The 14,005-nt window shown below is 38.5% G+C and carries 6 protein-coding genes; all 6 read right to left on the bottom strand.

Going from position 1 to position 14,005, the window contains the following annotated elements; all coding sequences use genetic code 11:
• Positions 1-8: 8 nt before the first annotated feature.
• Positions 9-2,426: an ABC transporter permease gene (locus G7092_RS04745; protein ID WP_166086718.1), complete on the bottom strand. Its 2,418-nt coding sequence runs from the start codon at positions 2,424-2,426 to the stop codon at positions 9-11.
• Positions 2,427-2,655: 229 nt separating this feature from the next.
• Positions 2,656-5,121: an ABC transporter permease gene (locus tag G7092_RS04750; protein ID WP_166086720.1), complete on the bottom strand. Its 2,466-nt coding sequence runs from the start codon at positions 5,119-5,121 to the stop codon at positions 2,656-2,658.
• A gap of 44 nt (positions 5,122-5,165) precedes the next feature.
• Positions 5,166-7,637: an ABC transporter permease gene (locus tag G7092_RS04755; RefSeq protein ID WP_166086722.1), complete on the bottom strand. Its 2,472-nt coding sequence runs from the start codon at positions 7,635-7,637 to the stop codon at positions 5,166-5,168.
• A gap of 72 nt (positions 7,638-7,709) precedes the next feature.
• On the bottom strand, positions 7,710-10,148 hold the full coding sequence (locus G7092_RS04760) for an ABC transporter permease (protein WP_166086724.1): 2,439 nt from the start codon (positions 10,146-10,148) through the stop codon (positions 7,710-7,712).
• Between the two features lie 233 nt (positions 10,149-10,381).
• A complete protein-coding gene (locus G7092_RS04765; protein WP_166086726.1) occupies positions 10,382-11,416 on the bottom strand; it encodes a DUF4097 family beta strand repeat-containing protein in 1,035 nt (344 codons plus the stop codon).
• Positions 11,417-11,535: 119 nt separating this feature from the next.
• On the bottom strand, positions 11,536-13,959 hold the full coding sequence (locus G7092_RS04770) for an ABC transporter permease (RefSeq protein ID WP_166086728.1): 2,424 nt from the start codon (positions 13,957-13,959) through the stop codon (positions 11,536-11,538).
• Positions 13,960-14,005: the final 46 nt, after the last annotated feature.

Consider the following 14,005-nt stretch of genomic DNA (forward strand, 5'->3'; position numbering starts at 1 on the left):
TTTTATGGTTATTCGTTCCTTAAACTTTTAACCGGATTTACCAGTGCTGCCTTTAAGGCCTTGTATCCTACAGTGATCCAGGCAATAAGAACCGAGGATATAATAGCCAGTGCAAATACCCAAACACTTAATGATATCCGGTAAGCGAAATTTTGCAGCCAGCCAGTCATCAGGTACCAGGCTGTTGGCATAGCAATAACAAATGAAATGGCTATCAGCACCATAAATTCCTTGGAGAACAGATAAATAATACTGCTTACTGATGCGCCCAATACTTTACGGATACCAACCTCTTTGGTGCGCTGTACTGCCATAAATGATACCAGGCCATATAAACCCAGGCAGGATATAAAAATGGCTATACCGGCAAATATTTTATAAACCAGAGCCATCTGATTTTCCTGCTTATAAAAGTCAGCTATATTTTGATCCAGAAAATATCCGTTATATGCGTATTCCGGATAAGTTGTCTCCCAAATTTTTTGCAATTGCGCAACTGTTTTATTCAGATTTGCTGTTTTAATCTTTATGGCTACCTGCGATTCATAAGATTTTTGGGCCGATATAACAATAGGCTTTACGGTTTCACGAAGAGAATTTGTTTTAAAATCTTTAACCACACCGCTGATGGGTAAAATAGACCCTTTGCCTAAGCGTACAGTTTTACCTATAGCTTCTGTGGCGTTTTGAATGCCCAATTTGTGAATAAAGGTTTCATTAACTACTACCTGTCGTGCTGTATCGCTTACGTCATATTCTTTACCCGCAGCAAAACGTAACTCATAGGTTTTGAAGTAGTCAGCATCCCCATATTTTAAAAATGTACTAAAGCCGGGGTCTTTAATGGAATGATTAAAATAAAAATTAGTGGCCGAATTATTTTCAGATGATGGGGCATCTGATGAAAAGCTTACCGATTGTACCTCTGCATTTTGTAATAACTGTTGTTTAAAGGAATCCATCCGGCGCAAACTCAGACTATCTGTATAGCCAGGTATGATCAATACAGCATTTTTGTTAAAACCAAGATCGGCGTGGTTTACATAATCCATCTGAGTTACAGCTACAATGGTGCCTATAATAAGCAACTGAGAAATAGCAAACTGCCCCACTACCAGAGCCCTGCGTAAAGGTATACCACCTATAGAGGCAGCGGTTATCTTATTTTTCAAAGCCAATACCGGTTTAAAACCAGAGACAACCAGTGCCGGGTATATACCTGAAAGTAAGATCACGCAGACCATTACCATTGCCGCAAATAAGATATTCTCTGGATTGAAAAGTCCGATATCTACCGGCACGCTGGCCATATGTTTTAAGTAAGGGATAGCCAGTTTAGCAATAACAAGCGCCAGTAAAACCGATCCTATAACAATTAAAGTAGTTTCGCCTATAATTTGCATGATCAGCTGTTTCCGGGTGCTTCCTAATACCTTACGGATACCTACTTCTTTTGACCGGCCCACTGATTGCGCGGTAGACAGGTTGATAAAATTAATGGAAGCCATAACAATGATCAGTATGGCAATAAATGATAACGTGCGCAAGGTAGCTTTGCTCATAATATGATCACCCAACGTGTTACCGAAACGGGTATCAAAATGTAATAACGACAATGGTTGAGCGAAAATAAGCTTCTTTTTGGTGCCGCTTTCATAATGCTTTTTAGTAAAAGATATAAGCTGGTTATCTATATTATTAACAGAGGTATTAGGAAGTAGCATAAACACCTGATGACTGCTGCTTATAGCGCCCCAATCGTTTTCGTAATAATACTCGTTGGGGTGCTGTTTCCAGGTAATATAAGACACCATTATTTTGAACGGAAAATCAGTATTTACCGGTTGATCTTCCGTAACACCTGCAACTTTAAGATCAATCAAGTTGTCCATTTTCAGGGTTTTACCAACGATGTTAGTCCAATCGCCAAAATATTTCACAGCTATACTTTTGCTGACAACTACGGTATTAGGTTCTGTTAAAACAGATGGCGTTCCTGCAAGCCATTTAAAACTGAAAATATCAAAAAACTGAGGTTCGATAAATACAACACCTACACTCTCCGTAAACTTTTTATCACCGGTATTTTTACCTGCGCTAAGATCCTGCACGGTGAACTGACTTCCATAACTGGAATTTAAAGCGGCTATTTTAGCTTGAGGGAAGTCAACCCGTAAAGCATCAGTGGCGGGAGCAGGTAATCCAGGAGTATAATTAAACCCATCCTCATGGGTTTGCTTGAGTACAATGTGGTAGATATTTTTAAAATTGGGTTGGCTGGTATCAAAACTCATTTCGTAACGGATGATAATGAAGATCAGCAAACAGGCAGAAATACCCAATGTTAACCCAGCTATATTAATAGCAGAGTATCCTTTATGACGAATTATATTTCTCCAGGCTATTTTAAAATAGTTTTTCAGCATTTTTCGTAGTTTAATTCATGTTAATAATTAAAACACATACCAAAACACTAATGTATTGATTATTAACTAATTAAATATTTATTTAAAAACAAGGTGTTCGTAAGTGTAACAACACATGTACGGTTATGATACAGTGTTTCTTAGGCTGATTACAGGCTACTAAATGGATACAGAAATCGATATTATTACATTTAGTAGCAATTCATAAATGATGCCAATTACACCAATATTATTCGCTGCGTAAGCTTTTAACAGGATTGGCGATAGCTGCCTTAATTGTTTGAAAACTCAGTGTACACAAAGCCGCCAGCAACATACCAGTACCGCTCAATATAAATATCCACCAACTGATGGTTGTACGGTCGGCAAAGCTTTCCATCCATTTATGCATGGCGTACCAGGCCAGCGGAGTAACTAAAATAAAAGCTAATACAATAAGAAATACTAATTCTGTTGATAGCAACGTAACTATTTGGGAAACTGATGCGCCCAGCACTTTCCTAACTCCTATTTCTTTGGTTCGCAAATTGGTTGTGTACATAGCCAGGCCAAGCAATCCCAAACAGCTGATGAATACCGATAATCCGGTGGCCCAGGTAAGTAAGGTTGATGTCTGTTGTTCACTTTTATAAAATTTGGCTATGCTTTCATCAAAAAAGCGATAGTCAAAATCATCATCAGGATATACTTGTTTCCATGCTTTTTCTATACTATTTATAGCGGTTTTCCACTCATTTCCACCTTCAATTTGTGGTTTTAAAGCCAAATGGAATGTGCGGTTTATAAATTTTGAAGTAGTTAACATTGCCAACGGCTTTATAGGTGAATGCAATGATTTTTGATAAAAATCGCCCACTACGCCAATGATCTCTGTTTTTTTATCATTATAGTCCACCATGTGCCCAATAGCAGCCGCTGGGTTTTTGAAACCCAGTACACGCGCGTAGGTTTGGTTGATCAATATAGCCTTTATCGAATCTGAAGCTTGCAGATTGCGGCCTGCGAGCAGTTTTATGTGATAGATTTTAATGTAATTTTCATCTACAAACTTTTGCTGAACGTCTGTTTTAATCTCTTTCTTGCCATCCTTATACTTAACTTCTGTTGACATGGTGTTACCTGATGATGGTGCAGGCCCGCCTACGCTGATCATTTCAATTTGTGGTATTGTGTTAATGGCATTCATAAATACCTGTTGCTTTTTATGACTGTCCAGGCCTTTAAATGGTATACCAATATTTAGTATAGCTTCTTTTTTAAATCCCAGGTCTTTATGTAAAGCATAATAAACTTGTTTACTCACCAATATGGTAGCCATAATAAAAAATTGAGCAATAACAAACTGTGCTACAGTCAACGATTTACGCAGTATCGCATTTCTGGTTTTACTAGTGCCTGAATTTGCCTGGTTTTTAAGAACCAGAGCCGGTTTATATCCGGAAAGAACCAGAGCAGGATAAAAACCCGACAAAAGACTTACAGCAAAGGTTAGCCCTACTAAGAAAAGTATAAGATTAGGCTGATGCAGGTAATCAACTTTAACGCCGGCTGGTATAAAATCTGCAAATAGTTTTAAAATAAAGGGAGCTATTAAAATGGCTATGATTACTGCTAATAATGTAACTAAAAAAGTTTCGCTTAAAAATTGTAATATAAGTTGCCTGCGGGTGCTGCCCATGGTTTTGCGTATCCCTATTTCTTTTGCCCTTTGTGATGCCTGGGCTGTTGTAAGGTTTACAAAATTGATACAACCTAATGCCAGTAAAAAAGCGGCAATAGCCAGCAAACCATATAACGTGGCTTTGTTAGCTATGCGACCATTGTCAAAATTGGAGTAATCCTTGTTAAAGTGCAGATCGTTCAGCGGTTGTAGGTGGTACACCCGTTTATTACCTGCATCTTCTTTCCGGCCCGGGTTATGCTTTTTGAACAGTACATTCAGTTGTTTTTCTACATTGGCCGGGTTAACATTATTAGCAAGCTTAATAAATAATGCCGATGCAGAGGTAGTACTCCCCCATTCTGTTAATTGTAAACTACCTTTCAGATCGGCATTGCTTAAACCCGTGCTGTATGATATAAAATCCTGAAAGTAAAGATCTGTGTTCTGTATAGGTGTTTGTACAATGCCTGTTACGGTAGTTTTAATAGTATCAAAGATCACAGTTTTACCAAGCACCTGGTTATATGGAATATTGGGGAAATAAATTTTAGCCTGGTCTGAAGTAATAACTAATTGATATGGTTCATTTAGGGCAGTTTTAGGTGAGCCAGCTAACCAACTGTATTTAAACAGGTTAAAATACCGGGCATCCGCTAACACCGCATTCTCCTGGTTTTTAAACTTAGCGGGTACATCTGCTCCTGCTTTTGGCACAAATACATTTACCTGGTTTAAGGTAAAAAATGGCACCACATCCTTAACACCGGTTACTTCAGATTTTACCGCACCGGCAAGCGGTCCGCTTACGCCACTGTTATATCCTACTTCACCAGAAAATGAAAATTCGGTTACCGCCCTGTAGATCCTGTCGCCGTCCGGATGAAATTTATCAAACGTAAAATCAAAATGTACGATAAGGTAAATAACCAAAGCCGCACTTATACCTACCGATAACCCAATAATGTTGATCAGCGTAAATAATTTATGCCTGCCAAAGTTGCGCAAGGCTATCTTGAAGTAATTTTTGATCATGATGATATAAATTCTAAAATCTAACTTCTAATTAACTTTCAGTTTTACTCACTCCTCAAACTTTTAACCGGGTTGGCGATAGCTGCTTTAACCGTTTGGAAGCTCAAAGTGCACAAAGCAGCCAGCAGCATACCGGCGCCACTCAAAATAAATACCCACCAGCTGATAGTGGTGCGGTCGGCAAAATTTTGTATCCATTTATGCATGGCATACCAGGCTAGTGGTGTAACTAAAACAAAAGCCAATACAATAAGTATGATCAACTCTGTTGATAGCAGGGTAACAATTTGAGTTACCGAAGCACCAAGAACTTTCCTAACTCCTATTTCTTTGGTACGCAAATTAGTGGTGTACATGGCTAAACCAAGCAAACCCAGACAGCTTATAAATACCGACAATCCAGTGGCCCATGTCAATAAAGTTGATGTGTGTTGTTCCGCATCATAGAATTTGGCAATATTTTCATCAAAAAAATGATATTCAAAATCGTCTTCAGGATAAATCTCTTTCCATGCCGATTCCATTGCCGAAATTGCTTTTTTCCAATCATTACCACCAGCCGATTGGGGTTTTAATGCGATATGAAATGTGCCGTTATTATAACGTTCTTTACTGGTTAAAATAGCCAATGGCTTAATCGGTGAGTGCAGCGATTCATGATAAAAATCCGCAACCACTCCAATGATTTCCATTTTGGTATCGCCATTAAAATTATCTATTAGTTTACCAACTGCATCTTTAGGGTTTTTAAATCCGAATATTTTTGCACAAGTCGTATTAATTAAAAAGCCTCTGGAGGTATCTGATAATCGTAGATTGCGGCCGGCAAGTAGTTTGATCTTATATACATTAATGTAATTTTCATCGCCATATTTTTCTTCCAGATTTATTTTGATATCCTTCTTTCCATCTTTATAAGTAGCTTCTGTTGAGTTACTTGAGCTGGAAGATGGGGCATCCTTTCCTATTGCTATAATCTCTATTTGAGGTATAGCTTTTAACTTATTCATAAATACCTGGTTACGACTCACCGTACGGCTTTTCCAGGGGGAGTTAATTACTATAATTGCATCTTTTTTAAAACCCAGGTCTTTATGAAGCGCGTAATATATTTGTTTACTAACCAGCACCGTGGCCATGATAAAGAATTGGGCTATAACAAACTGTAAAACGGTTAATGATTTACGTAACACCGCGTTACGTGTTTTATTGCTATTGGCAGCGGTTTGATTTTTAAGCACCAGTGCGGGTTTATATCCCGATAGTAATATAGCCGGGTAAAACCCAGATAAAAGGCTTACCACTATTGTTAATATGAACAGAAAAATTATCAGATCGGGATGACCTAAAATATCTATCGTAATACCCTGCGGAATAAAATCAGCAAAAAGTTTTAAAATAACAGGAGCTATAGCTACAGAAACAATTACGGCAATTAAGGTTATTAAAAATGTTTCACTTAAAAACTGGATAATAAGTTGTACACGACTGCTACCCATTGTTTTACGAATACCTATTTCTTTAGCTCTTTGTGTAGCCTGAGCGGTGGTTAAATTCACAAAGTTGATGCAACCTAATAACAACAGGAACAAGGCAATCACCAATAAACCATACAATGTAGTTTTGTTGGCACTACGACTGGCACCGGTATCAAACGTTCCGTATATTCCGTTAAAGTGTAAATCGCTTAATGGCTGTAGTGTAAAATTTCGGGTGTTGCCTTTATCTGATGGTTTAGGTGGATTGTTTTTCTTTAATAACTCATTTAATTGTTTTTCGATATGGGCAACAGTAATGTTTGGTGATAACTTGATAAAAAGTTGAGAGGCAGATGTTGTACCACCCCAGTTTTCCGGTCTTATTTCATTTTGAAGAGCCTTATTTGAACTTACAGAAGCATGAGATATAAAATCATGAAAAGTAAAATCGTTATTGCCTTTTAATGGCTCTACTATACCGCTAACGGTTGTGGTTAAAGTATCATAAGTAACCGTGCGTCCTAACATTTGGTTATAGGAAAGCGAGGGAAAGTATTTTTTAGCTTGATCTGTAGTCAATACCACCTGGTTGGGTTCATTTAGCGCGGTTTTAGCAGAACCAGCTTTCCAACTATAATTAAACAGGTTAAAATAACGGCTATCAGCAATAACAACATTATCCTGAGTTTTGAATTTAACCGGAACACCTGATTTTGCAGGAATAAGCACATTAGGTTGACTGAGGGTAAAAAAAGGAGCCGAAATAGCTACACCGCTAACAGATTTCATTGCCTCGGGCAATGCTCCGGTAACTCCCCTGTTATGAGCTTCCTCACCAGAAAACGTATAATTAGAAACTATGCGATATATCCTGTCACCATCAGTAAAGGATTGATTAAAAGTGAAATCAAAATGCACGATCAGATAAATAACCAATGCCGAACTTATACCAATGGATAGCCCGATAATATTGATCAGCGTAAACAATTTATGCTTACTAAAGTTGCGTAAGGCAATCTTGAAATAATTTTTGATCATGATGCTATAAATTCTAAAATCTAATTTTTAAATCCTGAATGTTCTTGAGTTCTAGCTTTCTGTGTGTAGCTTTTATTCGCTGCGTAAACTCTTTACCGGGTTTGCTGTAGCTGCTTTGATAGATTGAAAACTGATGGTTACAAAAGCGATCACTAATGCAATAACACCGGCCATTACAAATACCCACCATTGTATACTGATACGGAAGGCAAAATCAAGCAGCCATTTACTCATGGCGTACCAGGCCACAGGTAAAGCGATCACTGAAGCAATGAGCACCAGTTTTAAAAAGTCTTTGGATAGTTCCGTTACGATTTGCGGGATACTTGCTCCAAGCACCTTACGTACCCCTATCTCTTTAATGCGTTGGCTAATGGTAAACGCCGAAAGACCAAAAAGTCCAAGACATGCTATAAATATGGCAATGAAAGAAAATATAGTGAACAAGTGGCCTTGTTGCTGTTCGCTGTCATATAGCTTTTGAAACCTTTCGTCCAGAAACGTATACTCAAATGGCGTTTCTGGTTGTAACTTCTGCCAGGCTTGCTGAATTGTATTTATAGATGAGTTTATATTATTGCCAGCAATTTTTATGGATAACCTGTCATAATTTTCGCCGCCTGAATTATTGTGGCCTGGCATACGGAATAACAAAGGAATTATACTTTGATGCATCGACTCAAAATGAAAATCGTTAACTACCCCAATCACTTTACCCCTTACTCCGCCATATGCAAGATCTTTTCCTATCGCATTTTCGGAAGTTTTCCAGCCAAGAACTTTTGCAGCAGCAGTGTTAATAACATAGTTATTGCTATCGGTACCAAAATCACGCGAAAAATTGCGCCCGGCAGCCATTTTCATACCAAAAGTAGGAATAAAGCCATAATCTGTATTTACATATTTGACATCTGCCTTAACTGGTTGTGATTTACTCCCTTCAAAAACTGATATATCCCGATCGTCCAATAATCTGCCAGACGGAATGCGTGATGAACGGCCCATCTCTTTAACACCCGCATTTTTAGTTACTTCATTTTTAAATGTTTCGAATTGGCTATTGCTGAATGGGTTACTCATTGTGATAACATGCTCCTTATCAAAGCCCAGCGACTTTTGTTGGATATAACTCAATTGTTGAAATACAATAGTAGTAGCAACTATAAGCACGATAGAAACAGAAAACTGCACTACCACTAAAACTTTACGAAATGATATACCACCTGTACCTATTTTTAATATCCCTTTCAATACTTTAACAGGTTTAAATGACGACATGAACAGGGCAGGATAAATTCCGCTTAGGATACCTATAAAGAATGGCAATATTAATATGGTTAGTAATAACCCTGGCTGATATAAACTGCTGAAGTTCAATCCCAGGTTTGATAATCCATTAATAAACGGTATTAATAACCAGGTAAGTACTAATGCCAATATCAATGAAAAGAAAGTGATCAATACCGACTCACTTAAAAACTGCGTAATTATTTCTTTCCGCTGAGCCCCTATAACTTTACGGATACCGATCTCTCGCGCCCTTAATGCCGAACGCGCGGTCGATAGGTTCATATAATTGATACAGGCTATCAGCAGGATAAATAAAGCTATTGCCGAAAATATATAAACCCGCTTAATATCGCCATTGGCTTCTATTTCAGAATCTAGGTGCGAATGTAGATGTATGTCTAACAGTTTCTGAATATGCAACTTACTGTTTTGTGACTCCCGAAAATTCCCTGGTTGTCCGGGGAAATGAACATATTTATCTAAAAAGCCCGGGAATAATGATTCCATATGCTCTATATTGTAATTGGGTGGTAAAAGCATATACGTATAAAAGTCATTGTTGCCCCAATTAGTATGTAGTTGTTTATCGCCATACAACGTACTATCCTTTAAAGTAATGAACGATAAAAGCATTTCCGGGTGAAGGTGCGCATTAGCCGGGAATGGTTTATAAATACCGGTTACCTTAAAGTTAAACCGGTTACCCAGTCTGATCTCCTTATTCATAGGATCCTCGTTACCAAAGTATTTACGGGCCATGTCTTCGGTCATCATCACCGTGAAAGGATCTGAGAGAGCGGTCTTCGGATCGCCCTCAATAGTTTTTACAGTGAAAACATCAACAAAATTTTCATCGGCAAAGTAAGATCCATTTTCATTAAGTAATTTATCCTTATAACGCATGGAAATGACACCGTTTCCCCGCAGCCGGGTTATTTTCTTGATGTCGGGAAATTCATTTTTTAATAAGGGGGCAAATGGTGGTGCTATTGACCCCAGGAAAAGCGTTTGAGCACCATCTACGGTGTTAAAGCTCCTGGTTACCCGGTAAACATCCCTGGCATTGGTATTATACTTATCGTAGCTCAGTTCATTTACAATATATATGAGGATAAGCATACAACAGGTTAAGCCGATGGTTAAGCCAAAAATATTGATGAACGAAATAAATTTATGTCGTGTGATATTGCGTACTGCGCTTCTCAAATAATTCTTTAACATGCCTGTAAATATTAAATTATAAAATCTGATGTCCTCATCTCCATCTTCCCTGCCTAGGCAAGTAAAATATGTACCAATTATATAAACTACTAATAAACAGCAAATTATACATAATTTAATATTTTAACTGTTCGCAGGCGTAACAGTGGGTGTCCGGTTATGATACAGTAAAATAAAACAAAAAAGCCTGTTGGGTTAATTTTCCAACAGGCTTTTATATAACTAGTAATTAATTAGTTAACATTCAGATTAACCCGGCCGTTCCCTCTTACTTCAACCAATGCACCACCACCATTGAGTTTACCCCTTACTCTGTCTTTTTCTTTAGTTCCGTCAAAGTTTCCAGTAAAATTAGTTTCTACCTTTTGGCCACGAAGGTCCAGATCAACACCCTGTTTTGAGGGCAGATCCAAATCAATATGGCCAGAACTTACATCTATTTTAACATACTTACCCACGCTGTTAAACTGCGCATGAAAGCTGCCCGCGCTGGTTGAGGCCTCAAGTGCGCATGATAATTGAGTAAGGTTAATACTACCCCCGCTTGTGCCGGTTATCAGTTCGCCATTAATGCTGTTACCACGAATACTACCCCCACTTGTTGTTGCATCAATATTACCCTGTAATCCTTCTAATTGTAGCGAACCTCCGGATGTTTCTAACCTGATGTGCCCAATGCAATTAACTGCAGTGATGCTTCCTCCGCTTGTTGACAGGTCAATATCCTGGCCAGAGTTACTTACATGAATACTGCCTCCGGAGGTTCGGCCATGTATGGCACCGGTTAATCTGTCCATATGAAGGCTTCCTCCGCTGGTTTGAAAATCTTGTTTACCGGTTAAATTATCCAAACTAATGCTGCCGCCGCTGGTATTCAGATCTGTAGTTACCTGTTTAGGCACAAATACCTTAAATGATATATTAAGAGAGTTATTCCAGTTAAAAAGACCTTTACTTTTAGCCTTTGCTATAGCCTGTACTTCGCCATTGTTAATGGTTACCTCCAATACATAATCCTCTAAACGCTTTTTTATTTCATCGTTCGAAATATCATTGTTACCATTATTTCCACTGATATAAACCTCAACACGCGGTGCTTCGCCACTTCCACCAGTAACAGCAATGCTCCCACCGGATGTTTTAACCACAGCCGATCTGATTGCGGAGCCTGATAATGATTTAGTCATATAAGGAGTTTGCCCACTACGCTGAGCAAAGGCTACGTAACTTTGACTGGCGACAAATAACAACAGTAAATATTTTTTCATGATTTTTTGTTTAATTCAGCTATAAGACCAGCTTTAATAGATTTTGGTTGCACCTGGTATAAAATATATCAAATTCAATAAGCGATTTCAAATCTAATACAATTCAAAACCAGTTAACCTTATTCGCTCTTTAAACTTTTTACCGGGTTGGCCAATGCCGATTTGATAGATTGAAAGCTGATGGTTAAAAAGGCTATTAAAATTGCTCCTGCACCGGCCAATAATATTATCCACCACTGAAAATTAACACGGTAAGCAAAACCTTGTAACCATTTATGCATAAAGAACCAGGCCAGTGGTGATGATATTACGATAGCTATAAATACCAGCTTAATAAAATCTTTGGTAAGCATGGTTACAATAACCGTAACATCGGCTCCTAATACTTTACGTATACCAATCTCTTTGGTACGTTGCTCCGCTGCATAAGCGGCTAACCCAAACAGACCCAGGCAAGCGATGGCAATAGCCAACGAAGTAAAAACCACAAATATTTTTCCAACGCGTTCTTCTGAACGATAGGTGGCTTCAAAATCCTGATCCATAAAAGAATAGACAAAATGTTGATTAGGTACCAGCGATTTCCATTTATTTTCTATCTGTGCCAGCAATGCTGGAATATTTTGCGCATTTACACGTATACTTAAAGCCCCGCGATCTTCTTCCAGAAATAAAGTAACAGGTGAAATATTATCCCGTAACGAGCTGAAATGGAAATCCTTAATAACGCCAATGATATTGAATTTCCTGATGTTTTTACCCGAACTATCCATTGGGCGGTAAATAGACTTATTTAAGGGCGAAGTAAGTCCCAATAAACGGGCGGCGGTTTCATTGATAATTATGGATGACGAATCGGTAAGCAGTTGTTCTGAAAAATTACGACCGCTGATCAGCTTGATCCCCAAGGTATTGATATAGTCTTCATCAACCGACCATATTTGCGGCAAAATTCCCCGCTTTTGGTCGAGAGTTGGGTCCTGGAACAACGCAGATGTGTTCCGGTCGTCGGCAGTTGGTAAATATTCCGTCATTGTGGCATTAACTACCCCTGAGAGTTGCTTGATCTCCTGTTTGAAAATTTTTGCCTGATTACCCAATGCGCCCGTGTTTTTTACAATGAGTACCTGGTTTCGGTCATATCCCAAATTTTTATGCTGAATATAGTTAAGCTGATTATAAATAACCAAGGTGCCAATGATCAGGATAATAGATATGGAGAATTGAAAAACTACCAGAAAGCTCCGGAGCCTGCCGCCTTTAAAACCCGTTGCCAGTTTCCCCTTAAGAACATCAACAGGCTGAAATGCTGATAAAAAAAATGCCGGATAGAAACCGGCTAAACAGCCTATACCTAAAGATATGGTGATGATGACAGGCAATAACCAAATAAATGATTGTGAAGTTATAGCCAACTCTTTATTAGCCATTTGATTAAAGAAAGGCAGCATAAGCCATGCTAACACCACCGCTATAAGAGTAGATAAAAATGTCACCAAAACAGACTCGGTTAAAAACTGGGTAACTAATGCACTGCGCGCAGAGCCTAATACTTTACGTACCCCAACCTCGCGTGCCCGGTTTGAGGAGCGCGCTGTAGAAAGGTTCATGAAATTGACACAAGCTATAAGCAAAATAAACAGCGCAATTGCCGAAAGTATATACACGTACTGAATACTGCCATTACGCCCCAGTTCACCTATCCGGTTGGAGTGTAAATGAATATCGGCAAGCGGTGTTAAATTCAGCCTGAAATAATTACCTGCTTTCTCAAATTCATCCATGGTTAAATGTACCATGCTTTGTAACTCGGTATTAACGTGCCTGCGTAGTAAAGCCGGAAGTTGAGCATTCAATTTTTTATAATCGGCACCTGGTTTTAATAATACATAGGTGTTAAAGTTATTGCTTAACCATGTTGTTGACCTGCTTTCGGGAAATGAGGACATGGAAAGGAAGAAATCGTAATTGAAGTGCGATTGTTTGGGAATGTCCTTTATAACCCCGGTAATTTTATAGTTCTCTTTATCATTAAACAGGAATGTTTTACCTACTACATTGGTGCTGTTAAAATACTTTTTAGCTGTGCTCTCTGTAATTACCACGCTATTGGGCTCTACCAGGGCAGTTGCCGGGTTACCATTAACCATGGGCAGGGTAAAAATGTCGAACAAACCAGGATCGCTATAAATCATCATGTTTTCCAGGATGTTTTCATTATCCTTTTTTACGCGTACCCCTCCTTTTGCTTGCATGCGCACCGTATTCTCTACATCCGGAAATTCTGCCTTCAAAACCTGTGCTAAAGGAGCCATGGTTTGGGCATATATGGAATTATTGCCGCCAAATTTCAGTTCAAAATTCATGCGTACAATGCGGTCGGCTTTTTTGTTGAACTTATCGTAACTCAGTTCGTCCATCACGTAAAAAACAATCAGCAGACAGGTTGCCAAACCAACAGACAGGCCCAGGATATTAATAGCGGTAAAGCCTATATTTTTTCGCAGACCGCGGAGAGCGGTTTTGATGTAATTTTTTAACATGATTTTTAAAATTTTAAATACTTTATACTAAAAATTTAAACCGCTC

It is taken from the genome of Mucilaginibacter inviolabilis, from assembly GCF_011089895.1.
GTDB lineage: Bacteria > Bacteroidota > Bacteroidia > Sphingobacteriales > Sphingobacteriaceae > Mucilaginibacter > Mucilaginibacter inviolabilis.